Source organism: Methyloceanibacter marginalis, assembly GCF_001723295.1.
In the GTDB taxonomy this organism is placed as follows: Bacteria; Pseudomonadota; Alphaproteobacteria; order Rhizobiales; family Methyloligellaceae; genus Methyloceanibacter; species Methyloceanibacter marginalis.
On the sequence record NZ_LPWD01000470.1, the window covers coordinates 1 to 24,878 of the forward strand.

Here is a 24,878-nt window from a genome sequence, read left to right on the forward strand (position 1 = left end):
TTGTTCTCGAAGCCCTCCATTTGCGCATTGCTGAATGGCAGATTGTTGGGATCGGCACAGACGCGAAGCTCGCGTGCCGCGGCCGTCCCGCTCGTGAGGACAACCCCCAACGCAACCGCGCAGATCGTGCACACCGCCATGCCTCGCAAATTGGTGCGGATCATCGTGCTCACTCCAGAGTAGACAGATAGGCGGCGATATCGCGCGCCTGATCCTCGCTCAGCCCCATGTCGGGCATCGCGTTGCCGGGCACGACGCCTGGGGGTCTCGTAGCCATTTGATCATGTTGGCGGGCGTATTGCGCAAGAGACCGGCGATGTAGACGCGCTTGCCCATATGGTTGAGCGGCGGGCCGACGAGGCCGTCGGCGCGGCGGATGCCCGGGATGATGTGGCAGCCGCCGCAGCCATGCTGCTTGATCAGCTCGGCGCCACGCGCCGCGTTGCCGACGTGGCCTCCTTGGGCGTGCTTTCGGCCAGATCGCAGCCGCCCAGCAGAGGCGGGACCACGATGGCGAGAAGAGCCATCGTCACAAGGCTGCGATGCCGGGCGACTGCCTTCTGCTCCGCATCGTCCATCAGGCACAAGAACAGCCAGACGCAGGCGAGCAGGTAGACGATGCCGCCGGGGATCCACATCAAGAGCCCGGCCAGTTGCTGGTCCTGCATCAAGCTGAGCCCCCAGCCCGCGGCGCCGGCCGCGTGATCCGGATAAAGCGCGCGCGGCGCCAGCACGATCAGCGCGCCGGGCAACGCGCAGAGCACGGCGGTCAGCGCGACAAACACGAGGCCTCCGCCATAGCTCAGGCGCCGCCGGCCCGACGGCTCGATCACGAGAGTCCAGAACGCGAGCGACGTCAGGAAGAAGCTCAAATGCTCCAGTGCGTGGATGAAGTCGTTGTGCAGCGCCGCCCGGTAGGGCCCGGGCAGGTGCCAGAAGGCAAAGCTGCCCGAAAAAAGGACGAACACCACAAGAGGATGCATCAGGGCCTGCGTGGCACGGCCGAGCCCCGCACCGGTCCAAAAGCGGCCGATGCGCTTGCGCCAATCGGGTGAGAAGGCCCAAACGAAGGCGATGTTTGGACGGCTCCACACGAGAAGTGGCGGTGCCAACAGCATCAGAAGCAGATGCTGCACCATGTGCATGGAGAACAGTTCTCCGCCGATGGTATCGACCGGCGAGCACAGAGCGATGAACAGCACGATCATGCCCCCGGCAAAAGCGGCAACCCGCGAACGGTCGAGCACGCGCTCCGGCCCGACTTCGGTATGGAGGCGGTAGAGGCCGAGCGCGTAAAGCAGAATGGCCGTGGCCAGACTCGCCACGACCCAGGCATCGAAGCTCCACTGCACCGGATGGCTGGCCGGATCCTCGACGAAATGGGCGGCCGCTGAATCGCAGAATAGAGCGACCAGTGCGGCCAGGGCTGCAGCGCTTACGACCCGCATAGCGGCACCATGAATAGACCGACCAACGAAAAGACGATTGCAAGCGCGAAGCCGATGCTGAGCATCAGCCCCCACATCGCGAGGAAGCGCGTGCGGCCGTGGCCGACATCGACCATCGCTTGCGCATGGCCCGAGGTCTCGTGACGAGTGGTGTTCCAACTCCGCTCAGCCACCGCGGCCCCGGCAATCGCCACCGCGAGCGCGACCAGCTCGACCATCAACAGGATCATCCACACGCGGTCCTCGCCGACGCCGGTGTGCGGAACGTCTCCCGGGAAGCAAACATAGCTGGAGGCGGCATAGTTGATGACGAGCTGTAAAGCCCAAGCCAGGGGCGCGGCGAGGAGCCCGAAGATCAGCGCGGCGAGCAGCACGCGCTCCCTGTGGGGCGCCGGATGCTCGAGGTCTGCGAGGGCTGCAAGATGATGGTCAGCCATGGCCGAGCCCCAGATAAGGCGTGACGTAAAAGGTCAGAAACACGGCGAGCCACACGGCGTCGACGAAGTGCCAATAGATGGCGCCGATGGAAATCGGCGCGTTTCGCGCGCGGTCGAAATAACCAAGCAGCGTCCAGACGAAGAGTGCCGCCAGCATGATCAGTCCCGCCGCAACATGCGCCATGTGGAACCCGGTGACGGTGAAGTAGAGCGAGCTGTAGGCGCTCGTGGCGAAGGTGAAGGGCTTCTCGGCCCATTCGACCAGCTGCACGCCGACGAAGATGGCGCCGAGCACGAAAGCGATCCCGAAGCCTGCGGCCACTTGACCGGTCTTGTCGCGCTTGATGCCCTGCTCGCCCCACCACACGGCGGCGCTGCTCGCCAGGAGGACGAACGTATTCGGCAGCGACAGACGCAGGCTCATGACGCCGGAGGGCGGAAACGCCGTCTGCGGCTGAACCGCCAAATAGTAATAGGCGAAGAGCAGATAAGCGAACAGCGCACCCTCGGTGAGGATGATGAACAGCATCGCCCACCAGCCATTGGTCAAATGGCCGATGCTGCCCAGCGGCAGCGTGATGACGGATTTGCGTGGCTCAACCATGGGGCAGCTCCGCGCGGTCGAGCGCCGCGACCTGGGCAAGCTCGGGCCTCGGCCAGACCCAGGCGATGATCAGTCCCACGCTGGCGATGCCGGCAAACCCCGCCAGCCACCACAGATGCGTGAGCAGCCCGGTGAGCGACGTGGTCAGCGTCACGGCGAGCAGGAAGGGCAGCGGCGAGTCGCCCGGCATCTTGAGAATGGCCTCGGGCTCGCCGTCGAGGGCGGAGGTCACGACGACCTCACGGCCGTCGTCGAGCGCGAGCCCGCGGCCGGTTTCCGTCCGGCCCTCCTGCTCGTCGAGACGGGCCTCCCATAGCGGGTGCCTGCTCGCGACCACCGGGATTACCGGGAAGTTGTAGGGCGGCGGCGGCGAGGAGGTCGCCCATTCGAGCGTCGGCGCGTCCAGGGGTTGGGTCCGGCGACGGCGCCCCGGCGAAGGCTGACGACGACGTCCACGAGGAAGATCAGGATGCCGACGGCGAGGACGAACGACCCGACCGTGGTCACGAGGTTGAGCGTCCCCCAGCCAAGCTCATGGGGATAGGTGTAAATCCTGCGCGGCATCCCCAGAAGGCCGGTCAAATGCATGGGGAAGAAGGCCAGGTTGAAGCCAATGACGTCGTCCAGAAGCTCCATTTGCCGAGCCGCTCATCCATCATGCGGCCGGTCATCTTGGGGAACCAGAACACGATCCCGCCCATCACCGGAAATAGGTTGATACCGATGAGCACGTAATGGATGTGCGCCACGACGAAATACGTGTCCGTCAGTTGCCAATCCACGGGCACCGAGCCGGTCATGAAGCCGGACACGCCGCCGATGACGAACAACGCGACGAAGCCGGCGAAGTACATAAAGGCCGTATTGATCACGAGGCGCCCCGTGGCGATCGTCGCCAGCCAGGCGAACACGGCAACGGCGCTGGGAATAGCGATGACGATGGAGGCCGCGCTGAAGAACGACAGCGCCGTATTGGGCAGGCCAACGGCGAACATGTGATGCACCCACACGCCAAAGCCCAAGATCATGGTGCTGACCGTAGCCAACGCGACCGCGGTATAGCCGACCAGCGCCTCCGGCAGAACACAGGCAGCGCGTCGGAAACGATGCCCATCGCGGGAAGCACGATGACGTAGACCCAAGGATGGCCGAACATCCAGAATAGATGCTGCCAAAGCAGAGGATGCCCGCCGGCCTGGTCGTCGAAAAAATGCGTGCCGAACTGCCTGTCGAGCCACAGCAGGAAGAAGGCAAGGCTGACGGCAGGCACAGCGAGAAGATTGCCGGCGGAGGCCGTAAGGGTGCCCCATATCAAGATCGGTACGCGATTGATGGACATGCCGGGCGCGCGCATCCGAAACGCAGTCACCATGAAGTTGATGGCGCCGACGGTGGTGGACAATCCGAGGAAAATGAGTCCCAGCGCATAGAAATCCATATTGGGACCGGGATTGAATTCCTTGGCCGCGAACGGAACGTAGTTGAACCACCCATCATTGGGCGCGACGCCCAACGCGAAGCTCGCGTAGATGAAAAGACCGGCCAGCAGGTAGACCCAATACGAAAATGCATTGAGCCGCGGCAGCGCCATGTCGCGCGCGCCCAGCAACAGAGGCCAGAGATAGTTGCTGAAGCCCGACAGGATCGGCCCCGCATAGAGGAAGATCATCGTGATGCCGTGCATCGAGAACAGCTGATTGTACTGTTCCGGCGTCAGAACATGCTGCTCGGGTTGCGCGAGTTGAATGCGAAGGCCGAGCGCCTCCAGGCCGCCGAGAATGAGAAAGGCAAAGGCGGTGACGATGTAGCGAATGCCGATCTCTTTGTGATCCACCGTCGAGATCCAGCCGTAGAGGCCGGGAGCCGTCTCCCAAATCTTGTCGAGCTTTGCAGTAAGAGACTGTCCTCAGCGGCGGCGAGGCCGGCGCTCTGTCGATAGTCGTTGTGGGCTATGTCGCTCATGGTCACTCGAGAGTCTCGAGGAATGCTAGGATGCGCTGCAGCTCGACCGCGGAGATCTCCGGCTGAGGCATGAAGTTGCCCGGCTTGACGTGCTGCGGATCGGCGATCCAGCCGGCCAGATTGCCCGGCGTGTTCGGCAGCGTGCCCGCGGCAAGCGTGCGTCTCTCCATGAGATGGCTGAGGTCGGGTCCGACAATGCCCTGCGCGCGCGTGCCCCGCACCGTATGGCAAATGCCGCATTTCTGGATGAAGGCCGTGAGGCCGGCTTGAACGCGCTCGGTATTTGCCTCCGACGCCGGCTCGAGTTGTCCGGCGCGCCACGCCTCGAACGCCTCCGGCTCTTGGGCCACCACGGTCAAGGCCATATGCGCATGTTGAAGGCCGCAATACTCGGCGCATTGCCCGCGATAGACGCCGGGCTTATCGGCTTCCATCCACGTCACATTGGTCTGTCCCGGGATGAGGTCCGTCTTGCCGCCGAGCGCAGGGACCCAGAAGGAATGGATTACGTCGCGGCTGATCAATTTCACCGCAACCGTTTCACCCACCGGAATATGAATCTCGTTGGCGGTGGTGAAGTTGCGGGCGGGCTGGTCGCTGAGATAGCGAATCTCCCACCACCATTGGTGTCCGATCACCTCGACCGTAAAGGCCGGCTCCTGCGGCGGCCGGCCGATCTGCGCCAGCGTCGCCATGGTCCATACCGCAGAGAGGAACAAGACGAAGGCCGAGATACCAACGCCAATGGTGATCCAAGAGGTGCCGGCGACGGGGCGCTCGACGGGCGCCGAATCGGGGCCGTCCACGGTCGTCTTGGGCGACCTGAACAAGCCCCGCACCAGAAGGACGCTCACCACGGCGATCACCGCGAGCGAGATGAGCAACAGGCCCCAGGTCAAAGGAAGCACCTGGCTCGCCTTCAGCCCGAAGGCCTGCAGATAGCTCATCGGCATGTCAGCAGCTGTCGGCGAATTCATCGTTTAACCTGTGGTGCCGCGACACGGCCGCGCGCGGCGTCTGTTCAGCCCCTTAAAGACCTCAGCCCTCCCCGGCCGCTTTCTTCGGCCGCGGTTGCTGGCCGAAACTGAAGGGCTCGGTGTATTTCCAAGGATCCGGCGTTTCCTTGAACTCCGCCGGCACCTGTTCGATCGTGAATGCTTCGAGCGATGTCGTGCTTCCCCATTGAGGATTGGGCGCATCGCTGATGCTGCGGATATAGCTGACAAGGTCCCAGATCACCGGCTTGGGCAGCACGGTGCCCCAGGCGGGCATGCCGGCCGGACGGCCTTGCGCGATCGACAGATAGATTTGCTCCGGCTCGTCGCCGTAGATGAACGCGCGGTTGCTGAGCGCGGGGCCCATGCCGCCGCCGCCATTGGCGGCATGACAGCCGCTGCAATTGAAATTCGCGAAATATTTCATACCGCGCTGCGCCGATCCCGAATCCTCGGCGGCAGGATTTTTGACGCCTGGCTTGATCTTGATGTCGCCCGGAATGAGCGAGGTCGCGGGCACGTCGAGAAAATCGGACGGGGCGTTTTCCGTCGTTGCGTGATCCGCATGCGAATGAGCTTGGGCCGCGGCCTCCGAGGCGAAGAACAGGGCACCCAATGCCGCGAAAGAGCAGAGGAACTTATTGGCGTGCGGCATGATCACCTCCACCATAAGTGTTGCGTGCCTCGGCGCGATCCGTTTCGGGGATGGCAAACACGAGCAGCTCGCTGCCCCCGAGCGTATAGGCCGGCAGATCCTGCATGGCTCCGGTGAAGCCGAGCGCGCCGTTCCGTACGCGAGGATCGATCTCGGCGGCGGCCACCGCGCCGGACCAACCGCCGACGCCCGACAGGATGGCTACGTATTGACGTCCATCACTGCCCTCGTAGGTAACCGGCTGGCCGATGAATCCGGAGCCGGCGCGGAACTTCCACAAGAGCTCGCCGGTCTTGGCGTTCACCGCTTTGAACCAGCGGTCCATGGTGCCGTAAAACGCGACGTCTCCGGCGGTCACGACGGTGCCGCTCCAAACCGGGAAGTGCTCCTTGATGGCCCAGACCTTCTCTCGCTTGATCGGGTCCCAGGCCAGGAACTCACCGCGATGGCCGCCCGGCCCGGCATACATGTCGACCGTGGCGCCGACGAACGGCGTACCCGCGATATATCCGACTTCCGATGTCTTGAAGTTCATGCAGAGATTCTGGTGCGGCACGTAGAGGAGCTTCGTGCGCGGCGACCAGGCGCTCGGCTGCCAATCCTTCGCGCCAGGCGATGCCGGGCAGACATTGCGGATGACTTTGCCAAGCTCGGGCTTCATCGATTCATTCTCGATCGGCCGGCCGGTCTCAAGATCGATGCGCTCGATCGAGTTCGTGTTGCCGTATTTGTCGGCGGAGATGATCTCGCCGGTCTTCCGGTCCATGACATACATGAAGCCGTTGCGGCCGACGTGCACGAGCACCTTACGCGCTCTGCCGTCGATCTCGAGATCGAGCAGGATGTTCTCATTGATCTCGTCGTAGTCCCAGAGATCGTGCGGATTGACCTGGTAGGCCCATTTCGCCCGACCCGTGTCGGCATCCCGCGCGAATAGCGTCGTGGTCCACAGATTGTCTCCTGGGCGCTGATTCGAATTCCACGGACCGGGGTTTGCCGTACCGTAGAACACCAGGTTCAGCTCGGGGTCGTAGGAGACCCAGCCCCAGACCGTGCCGCCGCCATTCTTCCAATGATCGGGCGGCCACGACGAGACGCCGAGATCCTTTTCCTTGTAATGGTCGTAGTAAGGCTCGAAGTCGTCGCCGATCAGCACGTCCTCGTCCGGGCCTGTGGAGTAGGCGCGCCAGGCAATCTCACCGGTCTCCTGGTCGAGCGCCGTCAGCCAACCGCGCACGCCCATCTCGCCGCCGCTATTCCCGACGAAAACTTTCCCCGCCGCCGCCAGCGGCGCCATGGTGATTGTCTCGCCACGATTGATCTCGCCGAGCTTGATGTACCAGATCTCCTTGCCGGTCTTGGCGTCGAGCGCCACCGTGTGCGCATCGAGCGTATTGAGGAAGATCCTGCCGTCGTTATAGGCGAGACCGCGGTTGACCACGTCGCAGCACGCCACCCCTTGCGCCGCAGGGTTCGGCTTCGGCGTATACATCCATTTGAGCTCGCCTGTCGTCGCGTCGAGCGCGAACACACGGTTCGGATAGGGGCCAACGACGTACAGCACATTGTCGATGATCAGCGGCGCGGCCTCCTGGCCACGGTTGGTACCGAGCGAGAACGTCCACGCCATCTGCAGCCGGCCGGCGTTCTCGATGTTGATCTCGTTGAGTTCGCTGAACCGCGTCAGCCCGTAGTCGCGTCCGGCCATGGGCCACTGCTTGGGATCGGCGCTGAGCGCCTCCAGCCCCGATGCGGGTTTCGCGGCATCGTCGGTGTCATTGCTGTAGATCGCGGTTTCTCCGTGCTGCGTCTCGTCCTGCTCGTCTTCCACAGAGGCTGCGGGTGGATCGACTTCGGGTGCGGTGTCGTCTGCCGTGTCCTCGGCTTGTGGCGGCGTCACCGGATTGGCCAGCTCGCGCGCGGGGATCGAACTGCCCTCACTTGTTCCAGGTTCATTTTGCACATCGTCTTGGGGCTGCGCATGCGCGGCCACCACGACGAGAAGGCCGGTCGCACAAAGAACGGCGAAGACGACGATGGCGCGAAGCTCTCTTGTCATGATTCCAATCCAACAGCTCATTGTGGTGGGGAGCCGCCGCCCCCGTCGGTCTCAGTCATCGATTTGCGAATTTCGGCGACGCGGGTGGACGAAACCGGGCCGAAGTCGTTGCCCCAGCTCGTCCGGATGTAGGTCGCGACGGCAGCGATCTCCTCATCGGAGAGCCTGTCCTTGAAGGCGGGCATGATGCCGCGGCCCATCAAGATCTGCCTACGACATAGGTATCGGCGGACAGCAGTTTGTCGTTGCGAAATCGGGGTCCGGCTCCGCCATAACCCAGTCCGCCATGGCAGGCCGAACAATTCGCCCGGACGTAGATCTCGGCACCATGGGAACTGTCCGGCGCCGCCCCTAAGGGGAGTGCAGACCCGGCAAGAAGCGCGAAGGCAATCGTTACGCCCGCGATCCGGACGCGCCCCGCAGAAGCAAGTCCATTGTTTTCGCTCGTGTTCAAGGAAACCTCGCTGGCTCAAATCCAGCACAAGGTGCGGCAATCCTTGCGCTCCCGCCTGAGAGTCTACGCGGGGAGCGCGCAATAGTTCCCCGGGCAAAGAAGAACCGCCCGTGCCTCAGAAAGAACTTTTTGTCGCGGCCTGCGTTGGAAACCCGAATAACGCAGACAAATTCCGAGAGGCTGGGCTGGGAAAGACCGAAACTTTCTGGCAGCGCTGCATTGGTTGGGCCAGGATCGGCCCGGCCGGGCTGGCGGCCCTTATGCTCGTTGCTTGCGACGGCCCGCAGTCGTCTCTCGATCCTGCCGGGTACGATGCGCGCCGCTTGGCAGATCTGTTTTGGGTCATGTTCGTCGGCGCGCTCGTCATCTGGGTCGGCGTGATGGCGCTCGCGTTCTATGCGGCGCGGCGCCGGGATTCGGATCCTCCGCCTGAAGGCGCCGCGAATCTCCTGATCCTCGGCGGGGGCGTCATCTTCTCGATAGCCGTGCTCACCGCCTTGCTGGTCTACGGCCTTCTGCTGATGGGGCAACTTCGCGCTTACTCGGGAGCCGGTTAGCCTCGATGACCGACAACGAGACCACAACTTCGCGAGAGGACCGGGAGCAACTCCGGAAGGAACAGGAAGACCGTCTGCTGACGGCGTGGTCCGCACCGAAAAGCTGGCGCTACTGGTCGGCGGTGAACAACTCGGAAGTGGGCCAGTGGTACACGCTGACGGCGCTCGGCTTTCTTGTCTTCGCCGGCGTCTCGGCGCTGATCATGCGCGCGCAGCTCGCCGTCCCCGAAAACGATCTCGTCTCGCCCGATCTCTACAACCAGCTCTTCACCCTGCACGGCTCGGTGATGATGTTCCTGTTCGCCGTGCCGATCCTCGAAGCCGTGGCGATTCTTCTGTTGCCCGAGCTTCTCGCCGCGCGCGACCTGCCCTTCCCGCGCCTTTCCGCCTTCGGCTTCTGGTGCTTCCTGATCGGCGGCGTGTTTGTTTGCGGTTCGATTTTCTTCACGGCGGCGCCGAGCGGCGGCTGGTTCATGTATCCGCCACTGACGACGGATCCGGTTCAGTCCGGGATCGGCGCCGACATCTGGCTGCTCGGCCTCTCGTTCATCGAGATCGCGTCGATCGCCGCCGCGGTAGAGCTCATCGTCGGCGTGCTCAAGTTCCGCGCGCCTGGCATGCGCATCAATCTCATTCCGCTCTATGCCTGGTACACGCTCGTCGTCGGCGGCATGATCCTCTTCGCGTTTCCGCCTCTGATCGCAGGCGACATTTTGCTCGAGATGGAGCGGGCTTTCGATTGGCCGTTCTTCGACGCGGACCGCGGCGGCTCACCGCTGCTGTGGCAACACCTGTTCTGGATTTTCGGCCATCCGGAGGTCTACATCATCTTCCTGCCGGGCGTCGCGCTGATGGCGATGATCGTACCGACTTTCGCGCAGCGCCCCGTGGTGGGCTATTCGTGGATCGTGCTGGCCGCCGTCGGTACGGGCTTCCTGAGCTTCGGGCTCTGGGTCCATCATATGTACACGACGGGGCTGCCCTCGGTCTCGCTCGGATTCTTCTCGGCGGCCTCGACCGCCGTCGCGATCCCCACGGCGGTACAGCTCTTCGCGTTCATCGCCACAGTCATGCTCGGGCGGGTGGTGCGGTCCGTGCCGATGCTGTTCGCGGCAGGCGCGCTCGCCATCTTCGTGCTCGGCGGCTTGAGCGGCGTGATGGTGGCCATGGCGCCATTCGACTGGCAGGCACACGACACCTATTTCGTCGTGGCTCACCTGCATTACGTGCTGATCGGCGGCATGCTGTTTCCGGTGATCGCCGGCGTCTACTATTACTTCCCCTTCGTAACCGCCAAGGCGCTGTCGGAGAAGGTCGGACGTATCGGCTTCTGGCTGATGTTCGTCGGCTTCAACGTCGCCTTCCTGCCCATGCACTTCACCGGACTGCGCGGCATGCCGCGCCGCGTTTACACCTATCCGGAAGGACTGGGGTGGGATTGGCTCAATCTCATCTCCACAATCGGCGCGTTCACGCTGGCCGCCGGTTTCGCACTGATCGTCATCGACATTCTCCGGCCGAAGGGCAACCAGCCCTATTGCGAACGCAATCCCTGGAACGCCGGGACGCTCGAATGGCTCGAGGAAATGCCTGACAAGCCCTGGGGCGTGCGCTCGATTCCCGTCGTGAAGCACCGATATCCGCTGTGGAAGGACCCGGACTTCATCGGAAAGGTCGATCGCGGCGAGTTCTATCTACCCGACGCCCAGGAGCTGCGGCGCGAAACGATGGTCACGTCGGTTCTCGACGCGGAGCCGATCCAGTGTCTGCGTGTGCCCGGCCCTTCCTTCCTGCCGATGATCACCGCGGGCTTCACCGGCGCCGCGTTCATCGCGGCAACCTTCCACCTCTATTGGCCTACACTGGCGGCCGGGATCCTTGCCCTGGCGTCCCTGCTCTTTTGGCTATGGACGGGTACGGCTGAAATTCCCGAAAAAGACGAGAAGGATGTCGGGTTCGGCCTGAGCCTGCCGCTCTATCAATCCGGACCTCAGTCCGTCGGCTGGTGGGCAATGTTCATCACCATGCTCGGCGATGCTGCCGCCTTCGCCAGCCTGATTTTCGCTTACTTCTTCTATTGGACGATCCGCAGCGATTTTCCGAACGACGTCACGAGCGAAGGGGCGCTGATTTACTACGCGCTCGGTGTCGCCGCCGTTGTCGGCACATGGCTGCTGACACTCGGCGCCCGGTACTGGAATTTGACCGGTGCGGTCTTTGCGTCTCGCTTGGCCATGGTCGGTGCGATCGTGCTCGCGCTGCTGTCCGTGGCGGCTCTTCTCGCCGGGCCTTATGTCGACGGCCTCGACCCGCGCCTCCACGCTTATCCCGCCATCGTCTGGATACTGGCGCTTTGGACCGTCGGCCATATCGGCATCGGCGCGATAATGCTGGCCTATTGTTTCGCCCGCAGCTTGGCCGGACGCCTGACCCCGCGATACGACATCGATATCTGCAACGTTACGCTCTATTGGCACTTCGCTGCGATCACCGGCGTTCTCGCGCCGATGCTCGTGGCCCTGTTTCCGCTGGCCGCATGAGACTGACCATGGTGAGGCTCTACTATCGAGACAGTCTCTGGTCTCTGGTCGCCGGCCCGACGATTTGGGCGGTGCACTTCTTGTTCTGCTACATCACGGCGGCGATCTTCTGCGCCAAATCTGCCGATCCAGTCGCCGACTTCTACGTTCTCAAGATTGCGATCGGTGCGGCAACGTTGATTGCGCTTATCGGGATTGCTGTCGCCGGCATCCAGGCCGTGGACGATTGGCGCCGCGCACTCAACGCGGAATGGGCGGTGGACGAGAATTCACTCCCGATCCGCCGTCGTTTCGTCGGCCGGGCGGCGTTCCTGCTGGCCGGCCTAAGCGCCGTGGCCACGATCTATGTCGGCATGACGGTTCTATTCGTATCGAGTTGCAGATGAGCCGCACGGTGTACCTTCTCGGCGGCCTTTACCTCCTCGCCGTCGCCTGGTTCGGGCCGCTGCCTCAACTTGCGGGAACCAGCTTCGCGGCGCATATGGGCTTGCATCTCATCCTCATCGCCGGGGCCGCGCCGCTGATCGCAATGGGCCTCAGCGGCACCCGAATCGACGCGCGCTTGGCTTCACTCGGGCTCTTGAACCCGATCCTCGCCTCGGTCGCCGAACTCGTCGTCGTGTGGGCCTGGCACGCTCCCGGCCTTCACGATGCGTCCCGGGGCAGCACTGGGGTATTCGTCATTGAGCAGGCGAGCTTTCTTGCCGTCGGTCTACTACTTTGGCTGTCGGCGGTCGGCACCGCCGGGGGCGGCGAGCGACGCGCCGCGATCGGGGTCATCGGTATGCTGCTGACCTCCATGCACATGGCGCTGCTCGGCGCCCTGCTCAATCTAGCCCCCGTCCCCTCTATCATCATCAGGGCGATGCCGCCTTGGCCGATCAGCAACTCGGGGGCTTGCTCATGCTTGTCGTCGGCGGCACCGTCTACCTCGTGGCGGGACTCTGGCTGCTCGCCGGTCTTTTGAGAACGCCTGCAGGGGAAACGCGTGAGCATCCGCGATACCTGGACAAGCCTCAGCCAAGATAGGTCGAAAGCAACGCGAGCCCGACGAAGCCTCCGGCCAGCGCCACGGTTGAGACCCACCGCGGCAGGCGCGGCGAAGCGTCTCCTTCGGGAATGACATCCTCGACTGTCGTGACCAGCAAGATGCCGATGATCGCCGCCAACGCCGCGTTCTGTGTGATCGTGCTCGCGTCGCGCAACAGCCAATAGCCGAGTCCGCAGCTCACGACCGCCGGGATGGCAAGCATCGCCGCGACAGTCAGACGCTTACGCTTGGAGACGCCGTTCTGCTGCAAACTCACCGCGGCGGCGAAACCTCCAGGAATGTTCGCCACCGATTGGCTCACAGCGATCAAAAGGCCGAGGCCGCTCGCCACCGCGGCGCCTACACCGGTCATGAGCCCGTCGCTCGAGAGATCGGCGGCAATAGCAACGGAAACCATCCATGCACGCGCGCCCCTCACCCTTCTCACCAGAAGTGCCAGAGAAAGCGCGACCGCAGCGCCGGCCAGGAACGCGGAAATCAGCACCCAGGTCGGGGTGCTTGGGAGAATGCGCGGCATCAAGTCGATGCTGACGACGGCGATGGCAATACCAGCCGCCGCATGAAGCGCAGCCCCCACGATCCATCTCGGCGTGCGCACGCTCTCGGCCAGAAGCGTCCCGACGAGGTTTCCCCCGACAGGAAGAAGCGCAAGCGTCAGCACGAAGACGAAATCAGACATGCATCGTCATAACACGCGGCGGACGGCGATGTTCACCGCTCTGCCGGCGTCTCAAAGGGGCCTTGGTGAACGAATCCGCCTCAACAGCTGTTCGTCACGTTCCTACCGCACGCCGGGTCTTAGTCGCTGCTTGGCGCCGGTTCCTGGCTGAATGGCAGAAACAGAGGATCGCCGCCGCGTGCTTGAGCGAAGTGCATTCGCTCGATGCAGTCCGTTGCAGGCTGCGCACCAAAAACACAGCGCGCGAAGGAGATCCGCAGACCATCGGCACGGCGGCAAAGATCAGGCGTCAGCTCGAATTGAAGAGGGACAGGCTCGTAATCCAAGCCGCCTTCTTCCCTGTTCATGATGATCGGCCGCCGGCCCGAGGCCAAGCCCGTCTTACCCAACACCGCGCCTCCGGACAGGATCTCCGCAACCACGTTCACCTGCTTTAGCTGTGGCGAACCGGCGTGGCGCACGGAGACAGGAATCCTGCACGCGAACGACTCTCCTCGCTCCAACGGGCCTGCGTCCAGCACCACGGCATGGCCCGGGCCGCTTTCGGCTCCCTGCGCGGCGCAAGCCACGAACATCGATGCCGCTGCAATGAAGAAGCTCAGCGTAGGGTGCACGGCGCCACCCGTCGCCTTCCGCCCTGTGGCCGACCTTCTCGCCCTGCGGTGTCACGAGATACCACTCAGCGCCAAAATCCTCGACGTCCTGACCGGTGGCTTCGCGCGGTCCGAAATCCTTGGCGAAATGGTAGAGCGGCCAGCCATCATAGGTGACCTGCTCGGAGCCGGCGCGACGTTCGACGAGACCTAACCGCCCCGCGTCGACCTGCCCTTCCGCCTTCGGCGCGCTCGCGCTCGTGACAGGCGGCCAAACCTTGGCGCAGTCCTTGTAGCACTTGCTTTCCGCCTGTTCCTGGCCTCCAGCTTGCTCGTCACCCTCGAACAAATAGACAGCGCGGCCAAACCCATCGGTTAGGTAGGTCCCAAGCTCCGGGTCGTCGCGTGTGGCGATCGTGGCTACGCCGATGGCCCGGCCGCTGGGCTCGTTCACAAGGTCCGTTTGAGGTTGCGTCGTTTCCTCCATCCCCGCACGATCAGGGGCGACATAGGAATTTGTCAGCACAAGCCCGCCGATGGCGATGACCGCGACCATTGCGGCGATTCCCAGACCCCACATATAGGCCTGGCGCGAGCTCTTTGCTCTTCTTTTCGGGATAGATCTTGAACCATATTCGGAGCTCCTCAGTTTTGATCTCAACGTAGAGGAGCGGAGGATGTTCCTTTTTGCGCGAGATGCCGAGGCGGGCATTCGGAGATGGTTCAGCCCCTCTCTGGAGCACCGGACCTCGCAAGATCGGTCAAAGTTCACTGGATCATGACAAGTCAGTCCCCCGCAGCCGACGTCGCCTCAGGCCGTGAGTTTCCCACGGGGCTCGGCCGCGCTTTCGCCGGCGCTCTGATCTTCTCGCTGCCGATGACCATGACGGAAGAGCTGTGGTCGCTGGGGTTTTATATCGACCCCCTGCGATTGGCGCTTCTGCTCGTGCTCTTGGTGCCGCTTCTCGTTTGCCTGTCACGCATCGGCGGCTTCAGAAACAACGTGCATTGGACCGACGATGTCGCCGACGCACTCGTCGCAATCGCCGTGGGCGCCTGCACGGGGGCGGCCTTTCTCTGGCTGTTTGGGATCTTGACGGCGGAAATGCCCTTGCAGGAGATCCTCGGGAAAATTTCGATGCAGCTCTTTCCTGCCAGCATTGGCGCGATGCTCGCACAAAACCAACTCGGCGGCGCCCCCGGGAAGCAGCGGATCGAGAGAACTTATGTGGGAGAGCTGTTCCTGATGGCGGTAGGCGGTCTCTTTCTATCGCTCAACGTCGCGCCGACGGAGGAGGTTTCGGTGATCTCCTACAAGATGGGGATTTGGCACCTCCTGGCGCTGTGTCTTCTCTCCATGGCCCTGATGCACCTCATCGTCTACGCGGAAGGGCATGGCCCAGCCTTAGCCCACTCTTCCCCGCCGAACTATTTTTCGCGCAACAGACCCAACCGTGCCCCTGATCGTTGTTCTCGGACCACTCTGTATATGAGGTCCATTTCCGTGGAACGGAACGTCGGCTCGGCGGTTTTTCTCGCAATGGCGTTGCGCAAGCACGTGTACCTTAAGTGGAAGTCGGCATGAATGCTCTCTGTTATCACGGCACCCAGGACATTCGCTGCCACGAAATGGGAACGGGTCGGAATAAGCACTTGCGCGCCGCGGAGTAGCGCCGGCCCAGCGATGCTCGATCCGCGAAGAAACCCACCGCAAGAAGTCTATGTGTGGGACCCCTTTGTGCGGATCGCTCACTGGGCGCTCGTCATCGCCGTGGCAATTGCTTATCTGGTCGAGGCGCCTCGCGCGCTGCACGTCTACGCCGGCTATGCCGCAGCCGCGCTGATCGCGGCGCGCATCGCTTGGGGCTTCCTGGGCACCGGTCACGCACGGTTTGCCGCGTTCGTCTATCCGCCGCGCACGGTCTTCCGCTACGTCCGGGATCTTCTGCACCTTCGCCAGCACGAGCGCTATACCGGCCACAGCCCGGGCGGCGGCTACGTGATCTTGTCGATGCTGGGGCTTCTTGCCGCGACGGTCCTGACGGGCATCGCCGCACACGGCCGCTGGCTTGACGGTTGGGAGACGTTGGATGCGTGGCACGAAGGGCTCGCCTATGCGGCTCTCGGCGTCATCGGCGTTCACATTGCTGGCGTGCTGTTACGCAGCTTCGTCTACGGTCAAAATCTCGTCCGCGCCCAGTTCACTGGCTACAAGCGACCTTAGAGCAACCGATCGTCGAACTCTGCGGCTCATCTAAGCCGCCCAAACTCTTCGCGTGTCGTTGATGCGTCCCACCCCTTGAGGCCGCGCCTCAATGTGGGGTGGATAAATCTTGTAACACCATGATTTAAAGCAAAAATTGGTTGCGGGGGTAGGATTTGAACCTACGACCTTCAGGTTATGAGCCTGACGAGCTACCGGGCTGCTCCACCCCGCGTCAATTTTGAAGGCCTTCGAGTGAGGGCCTCTGCCTCACGCGGCGCATGGCATCCGAAAGGAGCCGCCGCGAAAGGGGGGAACCTATAACAGGTTCGGAGAAGATGTGAAGCGCCGGATCGGGTCCAGGACGGTCCGCGGCGCGACTGCCCCTATATGGGGATTTTCCTTGAGTTTGTAAAGCGTAAGCCGGTTCAGGCCCCGCGCAGCCGGCCGTCGAAGGAGACCGGCCGCGACGGCCTGCCGGCGGCGGCCTGGCCAGTATGCGCCTGGGACCGGCGCACGGCCTCCGGCCAGTTCAGCCACGCCTGGACCCGCGGCGCGCGCAAGCGGTACCCGCCGCCGGGCGCATATTCGAACAGCCAGCGCCGCGCCGCGAACCGGTCGCGCACCAGGAAGGGGAAGGAGATGCCCAGAATCGCGCCGAGCACCGCATCGGTGAAATAGTGGACGCCGATCAGGACGCGGCTCAGCGCGATCCAGGCCGCGAGCGTGTAGAGCAGCAATCGTCCCCGGGGCCAGAAGATTCCGATCACAGCGGCGAAAGCGAAGATGGACGTCGCATGCCCGGAGGGAATGGACACGTAGTCCGACTCGAAGGCGAAGAACTGAAAGTCGAAATGGCCCACAGTGTCGAACAGCTTGGGCCGTGCGCGGCCGAGAATGTTCTTCAAGAGAACCGCGACAAGTCCCGCGCCCGCGATGCTGACAAAGGCGAACCCGGTCGCGCTGATCATCAGTCCATAGGCCGCCTCGTTGCGAAAGCCGAGATGCCGGCGCCGCATGACGATAGCGAAGACGAGGATCGCTGCCGTAGGGAACAGCATCCAGTGGGACCGGCCGAGATCCGTGACGAATTTGAAGAAATCGCAGGCGCTGTCCGAGAGCCTCCCGGCGCGCTCCAGCATGAACGGATCGATCAGGAGAAATCCGATCGCCAACAGCGACAGGGCCAGCACGGCCTGTTCGCACAGCGTGAAATAGCGCATTTGCAAGATCGAGCCCCCCTCGATCCGAAGCCGGTTCGGCCTGCCCCGCTTAGGCCACTTCCGGCGGGCCCAACACCCGCTTACCCAACCAGATAAAGTAGATATTGCGCGAATAGATGACGAGCCCGGTGGCCTGGCCGAGGATGAACACAGGATCCATCCGGTAGATGGCGTAGCTCAGCAAAAGCAGGCCGCCCGCGAAGCTGAAATACCAGAAGGTCTCCGGCACGATGCTGGCGCGGGCGCGCTCCGTGGCGATCCACTGAAGGAGGAAGCGCATGGAGAACATGGTCTGCGCGAACAGCCCCACGCCGATCCAAACGAGCTCCGAGGTCGGCGTGTCCACCCACCATTGCACGAGACTTCCCCCCGACATGTCCGTTACCCCCTCTGACTCATGACATAAACGTCCGCACCGACCGTTCCCTCGGCCTGCTCGGCCAAGGGCACGATCGCCGTGCGCTTGCGCAACCAGCTGACCCCGACGAGGTCGTAGAGGCCGATCAACGCGCGGCCCAGATTGGTGTATTTTGACCTGCCCGCGAGCCGCGGGCGATCGTTCACCGGCGCGTAAACCACCTGGTGCCCATACGTCAGAAAGAATGCCGGCAGATAGCGGTGCATGCTGGTGAAGTAGGGCAGCCGGACAAAGACCTCGCGCTGATAGACCTTGAGCCCGCAGCCCGTGTCGGGGCAGCCGTCGTCCAGCACCTTGTCCCGCAGCCAGTTGGCGAACCGCGAAGCCAAGCGCTTCGAGCCTGTGTCCTTGCGCGACGCCCGTAAGCCGCCGACCAGCGCCGGCTCCTTGCCGGGGGCGCCGAGACGCTCGAAGAGGCCGGCAATATCGTGCGGATCGTTCTGGCCGTCCCCGTCCATGGCGGCGACGGCGGGGAAGCGCGCGGCGAGCACCGCTGTCCGCAAAGCGGCGCTTTGGCCGGCCCGGCGTTCATGTCTCATATAACGCAACGAGTCGTAACGGGGGATCAGAGCCTTGATTTCGGCTCCGGTTCCGTCGTCGCTCGCGTCGTCGACCACGATTACCTCGCCGAGCATGGTCTCGGGCACGGCGGCGTAGGTCTCTTCGATCAGACGGCCGATATTGCCCTCCTCGTTGAACGCGGGAATGACAACGGAAAGACGCATGGCTTCGCCTTGGCACACCCAAAACACGTGAAACGGAACGCGAAGGCCGATTGTGAGACCCGATTTTACGCGCCGATGAATGACCCGACCTGGGTGACATGCAGGTGACAAACAGCCATGCCAAATCGGCGCGACTGGGAGAGCGCTCAAGCGGGAACGACGGCGGTGCACACCGGAGATCTTACGCAAGTATCCTATAGGGGCCGAGAGCGGTCGCTCTCGGACGGGGGCTACCTGCTCCTCACGGCCGCCTGCCTTTCTGTCCTCCTCGCCTTTCGGCTTGCGGCGCTGAAGGCGGCGCAGATCGACCTGGTCATGGACGAGGCCCAGTACTGGAGCTGGTCCCGCGACTTTGCGTTTGGCTACTTTTCGAAGCCACCGCTCATCGCTTGGGTCATCCGCGCCGCAGGCGAGGTCTGCGGACAGTCGGAAGCATGCGTTCGCGCCGCCTCCCCCCTCCTCTACACACTCTCCGGCTTCATGCTCTTCCTCACGGGCCGAACGTTGTTCGATGCGCGGATCGGTTTCTGGGCGGCACTCGTCTTCGTCACGCTGCCCGGTGTCTCCTACGCTTCGCTGCTCATCACCACCGACGCGCCGTTGATCTTCCTATGGACCGTCATGCTCTTTTTCTGGGTCATGCTGGTGAAACGGCAAAGCATGGGCTTCGCCATTCTGCTCGGCGCGGCGATCGGCATCGGCCTTCTCGCCAAACAGGCAATGATTTACGCGCTGGTCTGCATCGCCTGCCACGCCGCGATGTCCCGCGAGGCGCGCGAGGCCCTCAAGGGCGGCCGCGTCATCATCGCCATGGCTATCGCGCTGGCGCTGTTCTCGCCCAACATCGTGTGGAACGCCGAGCACGGCTTCCCGACGGCAAAGCACACCGGCGCCAATATCGGTTGCAATCTCCTTACGTTCACCCCGTCGCGCTGCTCGAGTTTCTCGGGGCGCAATTCGGTTTGTTCGGCCCTATCCTGCTTGTCGTGCTGGCCCGCGCCGGGTTTCGGCAGTTGCGTGGGCCAAGCGATCCGAACAAGACCTTGCTGCTTTGCTTCGCGCTGCCGGTTCTCGCACTCCTCGTCGTGCAGGCTTTGCTGTCGCGCGCGCATGGCAATTGGGCCGCGACGGCCTACCCCGCGGCCAGCGTCTTCGTCACCGCCGTCCTGCTCGAAGGGGGACGGCAGCGTCTATTCAATGTCTCGTTTGGTCTACACCTCATTCTGGCGGCGGCGATCGCGACGGCGCCAGCCTTCGCGCGCACCTGGCCCATGTTCGAGCAACTCAAGTTTCTGCGCTCATCGCTTGGCTGGGAGGACACAGCCGGCGTGGTGCGCGAGCGGCTCGCCGAGGAACGCTACGGCGCGATCCTTGTCGGTTCGCGCGAGATGGCGGCGGAGTTGCTTTACTACCTACGGGACTCACAGGTGCCGCTCGTAGTGTGGCATCCTGGCGGCGCGCCTCATGATCACTACGAGATGACGCGGCCCTTTGGCGCGAGCACGCGGGAGCCGATCCTCTATGTGTCGTTGACGCCGTGCCCTCCGCGCGTCACGGGCGCGTTCGCCAACGTCACAGCGTTTCCGGCCAAACGCGTGCCGCTGGTGCAGAACGAGGCACGCCTCGTCTATACCTGCAGGCTGACCGGCTTCGACGACCCGGACGGCAGCGAACCGAAATAGCCTTCAGTGGTGGGCGTGATCGCCACCGGCGCCTTTGCCTACCGGCACCACGATATCGACCGAACCCGCCTCGGCGAATTCGAGCGTCGAGGGAAGACTGCGCCCGCGGCGAGCTCACCGTCCAACCCCATGACCATCACATGGGCCCCGCCTGGCTTGAGTTCGGCGGTGGCCCCCGCCGGGATGGGCAAACCGTCTTCGAGAGGGCGCATCTGCATGACGCCGTCCCCGGTCATCTTGGTCTCGTGTAGCTCGACGCGCTCGGCGCTGGGGGATTTTACCGCCTTGAGCACGTCGTCCGTGGCGCCTTCGTTGGTGATGGTCAGGTAGGCCGCCGTGGTTCGGCCCTGGCCGATGGTCGGCCGCGCCCAGGCATCGGTGACGCTGATGCCATGGGCCTCCGCCGCCCAGGCCGTCCAGGCGACGAACAGAAGGGCGACCATGGTCAGCACGACGGCTACGCCGATCTCGATCAGACGCAGCCTCGTCATCCGAACCAAGCCCTCCTCCGAATGGAATGCTCTCACCGTATTCGTCCCTTGCCGCATTGCTCCTCGTCCCCTTTTATGACCGCCTGCCCGGCCCATGTTGCGCCGTGGTGTCGCGTGCGGCGGTCGGTCGCCGTGCGGCAATAGCAACCAAAACCATGAAAAAGTTTGATCTGCCTTAAGGCGTGACGGCGCGGCTCTCCGAGACGACCAGCGCATCAGGCTGATCGTCGAAACCGTCGTCGGCGGCATCCTGGCCGTAGATGTCGGGCCGGAACTGGGCGACGCCGCGGCTATTGGCGAAGGCCGTCAGATAGACGAAATGCACGGGGACGGCGCTGCGCAGCTTGACGTTCTTCTTTTCCCCGCTCGCCACCTGCGTCTCGACCTTTGCCAGGTCCCAGCCTTGAGGACCCAACAGCCAAGCCACGAGCTCCCACACGCTTTCCACCCGGACGCAGCCCGAGCTGAAGGCCCGCTGGCTCTGATTGAACAGCCGCTTCAGGGGCGTGTCGTGCATATAGACGGCATGCTTATTGGGCATGTTGATGCGCACCAGACCGAGCGCGTTCTGCGGACCCGGGTCCTGGCGGAACTTGTAGCTGGCCACTTGCGGCGACATCCAATCCACCTGCTGAGGGTCGAGCGGCGCCGATCCCCAGGTTCGGCTGACATTGAACCGGTTGTCGTAGAAATAGGACATGTCCTTGCGGATGGCCGGAATGAGGTCCTTGCGGGCGATGCTGTCCGGCACGCTCCACACCGGGAAGAAATTCACCTCCACGATCTTGGCGTCGACCTGAGGCGTGGCCCGCGAAGGCTTGCCGACGACGACGGCGCTGTCGAGCGCGAGCTGACCCTTCTGCACCGCTTGCGCCGTATAGGCCGGCACGTTGACCAGCACGTAGCGCGGCGATCGGTTGATCTTCATCAGCTGCTTGACGCGGGGCAGGTTGGCCTCGAGCTGACGCAGGCGTTCGCGCGCCGGCACGTTGAGCGCCTTCAAGGTGCGCTGATCGAGGAACCCGGAGACGCGCAGGCCGTTGCGAATCTGGAACCGCGTGAGCCCATCGCGAAACTCATCGTCAAAGCGCCCGCTCGTGCCGGAGCCCGGCGGCAGATCGCCCTCCATGATGAGATGCTGGCGGATCGTGACGATCTCCGCGCTGCTGTCGCCCGGCCGCAGCGTCGTGTCCCCGCGCACCATCGGCCAGCCGCCGGCCGCCACAATCTGGCGATAGCGCCCGATGGCCGCCTCCAAGCCCTGGACCGAGGCCTCGCTCACGAACGGCACGTCCATCCGGAATTGCGGGCTGATGCGGTCGCGCAGCGCGTCGCGTTCGGCCTGGCGGCGGTCCTTCTCTTCCTGGGTCACGGGCCCGCTATCGGTGAACACGCGATAGGGGTTGAACTGGGCCTGCGCGGCGCCCGATGAGAGCGACAGAAGGAGGGCGGCTATGGCGCCGGCGAAGGCCGCGCCGTTCACGGAGAGGGAAAAGCTGCGGCGGAGAAAGGAGCGAGTGACCATGCGGGAGAGATTTCCAGGCTTCCAGTTTGCTCATGCGGACGGGCCAAGAGGCGCATGATTCCGTGGCACAAAATGGACGGTGACCCCCCAAGGAAAGCCCGCGCCCGGACGGAAATTCGATGATCCCTCGACGCCGAGGGGACCATGGTAGCGCGCCTGCCGCCGATCCGAAAGGTGGCGCCCGGGGGGCCGTTCGCCGCGGTTACGCGCGAGTGTTGCCTTGACCTCAAAAGGCGACTGTCGTCCGCAATCCCACCAGGACGCTGTTCTCGATGACGTGGCTCGGATCGTCCGGATCCGGCACGTTCCCTCCGGGATGGACGATGTATTGCAGGTCCGGCTGAAGGGTCCACCAGGGCGTGATCTGTGCCGTGTAGCTCAACTCGAACGCTGTTTCGCCGTTGCGGATCGGATAGGACGATCCTGCGATGCGTCGCGTGGCGAGATCGAGGGCGGAGGCGTCGGGACTGATATTCGAGTAGGCAACGCCGAAGGTGAGAACGTCGTCGGGGCGCTCACGAAACGGTGCGGTAATGCCGAAGCCGCCGTCCATGTACCACGACAGAAGATTGCGGTCGGCGGGCACCACACTGCCGCGCCAGAACAGCGTGATATTGGACGCACCGTTCTGCCAGACGACCTGGTCCACCACCCCATAGAGGCCCCAATTGCCTTGGTGCTCGATCGGGTCGGAAGGATCGACGGCAAGGGAAACGCGTTGTCCCTTATTGCCGTTGCCAAGCTCCAGATCGGCGAAATCCGCCGTATGGTACCAGCCGCCGAGCCTATAGGCCGACTGAGCGCCGTCGTCCTTTGCGGACGCGCCTGGCCGGTACTGAATTTCGCTCATGAAAAGCGCGCCGCCCGTGAAGCTGAAGGTCGTGCCATGCGGGTCCGCAGGCTTGCGGGTCCTCATCGGGTGGACAGTCTCCGGCCGGATCGCCGCTGAACACGGCCGACCACTTGACTCGTCCGAGGGATCGAGCTCGAGGCGTGCGCCTGGAGTCGCCAGAGGATACCCGGGACCGCCGCCCGGCAAGTTGGCGGCGACGATATTGGCCCAGCCGAACGTGCCGTTGATCAGGGCCGCAGCTGTGTCGCTGATCAGAAACTCGTCGTCGGCGGCGAGCTGCCCCACGCGAAAGGACCCTGTGTCGCCGAGCTGCTGCTGGACCCACAACGTGAACAAGCGGAATGTCGGCCGCGCATCGATGTTGCTGGGATCGGAGATCGAGCCCACCAAATCCGCGGCGTTCCTGCCGCCGTCGTCGATCTGGTAGAGCGAGACATGGGCGGTGCCGCCTTTCCAGCCCATCAGCTTTTCAAGATCGGTGTCCACCTCGAGGCTGATGAGGTCCTCATAGGCGGCGCCGGTTTCAATTCCGCCTGACAGATTGCCGAAGACCTCGCCCGTATAGGTGAGGCTCCAATCGATGCCATTGTTGGAGAGTCTGGTCCGCGCGCCGCCCCAATCGCCCGTGACCGTGTCCCGCGTCCAGAACGTCTGGTCTTGAGCCTGCACCGGCGACGCCGCCGCCAGGGCGAGAAGGAGCGCCGCGCTCCACGCCCAAAGTCCCTGTCTAGCTAGACGAAATCCATGATCTAGCGTTGCCATAGCGAATAGTTTGCCTGCGCTGTGGCGCGCGTTTCTGCCGGACGGCACCAGCTGGCCCGCAGGTCCCGCTCGAACCGCTCCCAGGCTGCGTGATCGTCGTCATCGCCGTCGCCGTGATCGTCTTCGTGGTGCTTGTATTTTCCGCTCGGCTTGCAGAGCGCCCGGTCCTTTGGCGACATCTTCAAGCGGTCGATATTGGAGGGCGTGCCCGCCTCGCAGCGTCCGGCATCGGGGGACATGCTGATGACCTGCATCATGCCGTTATCCTCGTGCTCGCCGATGTGGCAGTGATAGACGGCTTTGCCTTCGATCACCGGATCGAGGAACGGGACGAGCACCACCACGGAGCCGTGCGGGTCCTCGGCGGTCGGGCACGTGCAGCCAGTGCAGTTGCCGTCGTCGTCGCACTTGCAGCGATTGGGATGAGCTTTGTCCGCCGCCCGGAAATCGAGGTTCACCGTGTCCTGCCAGCCGGTGAACGGCACGTCCTTGCCGTTCTTCTTGATCACCTGAAACTGCAGCTGATGGTGATGGAAGACGTGGTTCTCCGCTGAGCAATTATTGACCGTCCATTCCTCGACGCAGCCGATCCGGACCGACGTGTTGACCTCGCTCATGTCGGTTTGGACGTTGTTGATGCAGAACTGATCGCCGTTGCCGGTTTCGGAGAAATCGAACGTGCGCTTGCAACACGGCGTGGCGGTTCTCAGGTCTTGCAGCTCCGGAAAGACGTCCGGCAGCTTCAGCTTTGTCTGTTCGGCTCCGCTCACAACCAGCGTCGCCAGCGTGGTCTTCGGGTGCGGATCGCCCGCAGGCCCCATGTCGATCTCCCGCGTGCGGAAGATGTACTCGCCGGGCTTGCCCCCGACGACCAAGAATTCGGAGCGGCGCTCGTGGGCAGCAGAAGATGGTCGTGGATCAGAGGCACCGTGTTGCGGACACCGTCACGCGCGATCTCGTAG

Annotated in this window: 26 protein-coding genes, 1 tRNA gene and 3 pseudogenes; 8 read left to right on the plus strand and 22 right to left on the minus strand. The window is 63.5% G+C overall.

The features are described 5' to 3' along the window. From AUC71_RS21625 to AUC71_RS22975, 11 genes and pseudogenes are all read right to left on the minus strand, one after another. A pseudogene (locus tag AUC71_RS21625) lies at positions 1–140 on the minus strand (quinoprotein dehydrogenase-associated putative ABC transporter substrate-binding protein); the annotation flags it as partial. Between the two features lie 279 nt (positions 141–419). Next, positions 420–1,448 carry a cytochrome c oxidase assembly protein gene (locus AUC71_RS17010; RefSeq protein WP_069625212.1) on the minus strand — a complete coding sequence of 343 codons (1,029 nt, stop codon included), beginning with the start codon at positions 1,446–1,448 and terminating at the stop codon, positions 420–422. Then, positions 1,436–1,885 carry a hypothetical protein gene (locus AUC71_RS17015; RefSeq protein ID WP_069625213.1) on the minus strand — a complete coding sequence of 150 codons (450 nt, stop codon included), beginning with the start codon at positions 1,883–1,885 and terminating at the stop codon, positions 1,436–1,438. Before AUC71_RS17015 ends, AUC71_RS17010 begins: the two co-directional genes overlap by 13 nt. Continuing rightward, a complete protein-coding gene (locus AUC71_RS17020; protein ID WP_069625214.1) occupies positions 1,878–2,489 on the minus strand; it encodes a cytochrome c oxidase subunit 3 in 612 nt (203 codons plus the stop codon). Before AUC71_RS17020 ends, AUC71_RS17015 begins: the two co-directional genes overlap by 8 nt. Beyond that, the gene (locus AUC71_RS22435; RefSeq protein ID WP_342021900.1) at positions 2,482–2,826 is read right to left on the minus strand and encodes a hypothetical protein; all 345 of its coding nucleotides are present in this window, start codon (positions 2,824–2,826) and stop codon (positions 2,482–2,484) included. Before AUC71_RS22435 ends, AUC71_RS17020 begins: the two co-directional genes overlap by 8 nt. Before the next feature lie 5 nt (positions 2,827–2,831). Next, positions 2,832–4,323: pseudogene (locus AUC71_RS22915) on the minus strand (cbb3-type cytochrome c oxidase subunit I). Between the two features lie 130 nt (positions 4,324–4,453). Then, positions 4,454–5,428, minus strand: coding sequence for a cytochrome c oxidase subunit II (gene coxB / locus AUC71_RS17030; protein WP_244501028.1), 975 nt, complete (start codon positions 5,426–5,428; stop codon positions 4,454–4,456). A gap of 61 nt (positions 5,429–5,489) precedes the next feature. Beyond that, entirely contained in the window at positions 5,490–6,101 is a 612-nt protein-coding gene (locus AUC71_RS17035) for a c-type cytochrome (protein ID WP_244501029.1), read from the minus strand. Continuing rightward, a complete protein-coding gene (locus tag AUC71_RS17040) occupies positions 6,085–8,160 on the minus strand; it encodes a methanol/ethanol family PQQ-dependent dehydrogenase (RefSeq protein ID WP_083238577.1) in 2,076 nt (691 codons plus the stop codon). Before AUC71_RS17040 ends, AUC71_RS17035 begins: the two co-directional genes overlap by 17 nt. Before the next feature lie 17 nt (positions 8,161–8,177). Next, on the minus strand, positions 8,178–8,360 hold the full coding sequence (locus AUC71_RS21630) for a c-type cytochrome (RefSeq protein WP_069625215.1): 183 nt from the start codon (positions 8,358–8,360) through the stop codon (positions 8,178–8,180). Next, positions 8,360–8,614 (minus strand): c-type cytochrome, encoded by a 255-nt coding sequence (locus tag AUC71_RS22975; RefSeq protein ID WP_483127817.1) that lies wholly within the window; start codon positions 8,612–8,614, stop codon positions 8,360–8,362. The genes AUC71_RS21630 and AUC71_RS22975 overlap by 1 nt, the downstream gene beginning before the upstream one ends. A gap of 260 nt (positions 8,615–8,874) precedes the next feature. Here AUC71_RS22975 and AUC71_RS17050 point away from each other — a divergent pair, with 260 nt between their 5' ends. From AUC71_RS17050 to AUC71_RS17065, 4 genes are read left to right on the plus strand one after another with little or no spacing between them, the layout of a single operon-like run. Then, entirely contained in the window at positions 8,875–9,171 is a 297-nt protein-coding gene (locus tag AUC71_RS17050) for a cytochrome c oxidase subunit II (protein WP_069625216.1), read from the plus strand. Positions 9,172–9,176: 5 nt separating this feature from the next. Continuing rightward, positions 9,177–11,711, plus strand: a complete 2,535-nt coding sequence (gene ctaD, locus AUC71_RS17055; protein WP_069625217.1) for a cytochrome c oxidase subunit I — start codon at positions 9,177–9,179, stop codon at positions 11,709–11,711. Positions 11,712–11,719: 8 nt separating this feature from the next. Continuing rightward, complete coding sequence (locus AUC71_RS19045; RefSeq protein ID WP_069625229.1) at positions 11,720–12,097, plus strand: hypothetical protein; 378 nt, start codon at positions 11,720–11,722, stop codon at positions 12,095–12,097. Further along, positions 12,094–12,678, plus strand: a complete 585-nt coding sequence (locus AUC71_RS17065) for a cytochrome c oxidase assembly protein (protein ID WP_069625218.1) — start codon at positions 12,094–12,096, stop codon at positions 12,676–12,678. Before AUC71_RS19045 ends, AUC71_RS17065 begins: the two co-directional genes overlap by 4 nt. Positions 12,679–12,727: 49 nt before the next feature. Here the strand turns inward: AUC71_RS17065 and AUC71_RS17070 are convergent, their stop codons facing one another. From AUC71_RS17070 to AUC71_RS18295, 3 genes are all read right to left on the minus strand, one after another. Beyond that, on the minus strand, positions 12,728–13,441 hold the full coding sequence (locus AUC71_RS17070; RefSeq protein WP_069625219.1) for a ZIP family metal transporter: 714 nt from the start codon (positions 13,439–13,441) through the stop codon (positions 12,728–12,730). Positions 13,442–13,560: 119 nt separating this feature from the next. Next, entirely contained in the window at positions 13,561–13,863 is a 303-nt protein-coding gene (locus AUC71_RS17075) for a hypothetical protein (protein ID WP_083238578.1), read from the minus strand. Then, a complete protein-coding gene (locus AUC71_RS18295) occupies positions 13,823–14,614 on the minus strand; it encodes a COG4315 family predicted lipoprotein (RefSeq protein WP_204376777.1) in 792 nt (263 codons plus the stop codon). The genes AUC71_RS17075 and AUC71_RS18295 overlap by 41 nt, the downstream gene beginning before the upstream one ends. 198 nt (positions 14,615–14,812) lie before the next feature. On the opposite strand from AUC71_RS18295, the gene AUC71_RS17085 reads away from it, so the two are divergent. Then, complete coding sequence (locus tag AUC71_RS17085) at positions 14,813–15,619, plus strand: TIGR02587 family membrane protein (protein WP_158007915.1); 807 nt, start codon at positions 14,813–14,815, stop codon at positions 15,617–15,619. Positions 15,620–15,757: 138 nt separating this feature from the next. After that, positions 15,758–16,258: a cytochrome b/b6 domain-containing protein gene (locus AUC71_RS17090; protein WP_204376778.1), complete on the plus strand. Its 501-nt coding sequence runs from the start codon at positions 15,758–15,760 to the stop codon at positions 16,256–16,258. A 137-nt stretch (positions 16,259–16,395) separates the two neighbouring features. Here AUC71_RS17090 and AUC71_RS17095 read toward each other — a convergent pair. The 4 genes from AUC71_RS17095 to AUC71_RS17110 form a co-directional block, all read right to left on the minus strand. After that, positions 16,396–16,472: transfer RNA gene (locus tag AUC71_RS17095), tRNA-Met, on the minus strand. A 193-nt stretch (positions 16,473–16,665) separates the two neighbouring features. Further along, positions 16,666–17,460, minus strand: coding sequence for a phosphatase PAP2 family protein (locus AUC71_RS17100; protein ID WP_069625224.1), 795 nt, complete (start codon positions 17,458–17,460; stop codon positions 16,666–16,668). A 49-nt stretch (positions 17,461–17,509) separates the two neighbouring features. Then, a complete protein-coding gene (locus AUC71_RS17105) occupies positions 17,510–17,836 on the minus strand; it encodes a lipid-A-disaccharide synthase N-terminal domain-containing protein (protein WP_069625225.1) in 327 nt (108 codons plus the stop codon). A 5-nt stretch (positions 17,837–17,841) separates the two neighbouring features. Beyond that, complete coding sequence (locus AUC71_RS17110; RefSeq protein ID WP_069625230.1) at positions 17,842–18,603, minus strand: glycosyltransferase family 2 protein; 762 nt, start codon at positions 18,601–18,603, stop codon at positions 17,842–17,844. Positions 18,604–18,918: 315 nt separating this feature from the next. On the opposite strand from AUC71_RS17110, the pseudogene AUC71_RS22920 reads away from it, so the two are divergent. Beyond that, positions 18,919–19,395 (plus strand): annotated as a pseudogene (locus AUC71_RS22920) (ArnT family glycosyltransferase); the annotation flags it as partial. Between the two features lie 170 nt (positions 19,396–19,565). Further along, positions 19,566–20,285: a hypothetical protein gene (locus AUC71_RS21640; protein ID WP_244501032.1), complete on the plus strand. Its 720-nt coding sequence runs from the start codon at positions 19,566–19,568 to the stop codon at positions 20,283–20,285. Between the two features lie 38 nt (positions 20,286–20,323). Here AUC71_RS21640 and AUC71_RS19860 read toward each other — a convergent pair whose 3' ends face one another. The 4 genes from AUC71_RS19860 to AUC71_RS17135 form a co-directional block, all read right to left on the minus strand. Next, positions 20,324–20,776 (minus strand): copper chaperone PCu(A)C, encoded by a 453-nt coding sequence (locus tag AUC71_RS19860; RefSeq protein WP_158007916.1) that lies wholly within the window; start codon positions 20,774–20,776, stop codon positions 20,324–20,326. A gap of 175 nt (positions 20,777–20,951) precedes the next feature. Beyond that, the gene (locus AUC71_RS17125; RefSeq protein WP_083238586.1) at positions 20,952–22,301 is read right to left on the minus strand and encodes a L,D-transpeptidase family protein; all 1,350 of its coding nucleotides are present in this window, start codon (positions 22,299–22,301) and stop codon (positions 20,952–20,954) included. A gap of 226 nt (positions 22,302–22,527) precedes the next feature. Continuing rightward, positions 22,528–23,823, minus strand: a complete 1,296-nt coding sequence (locus AUC71_RS17130; RefSeq protein WP_158007917.1) for a carbohydrate porin — start codon at positions 23,821–23,823, stop codon at positions 22,528–22,530. Between the two features lie 80 nt (positions 23,824–23,903). Further along, entirely contained in the window at positions 23,904–24,791 is an 888-nt protein-coding gene (locus tag AUC71_RS17135; protein WP_069625227.1) for a multicopper oxidase family protein, read from the minus strand. Positions 24,792–24,878 lie beyond the last annotated feature (87 nt).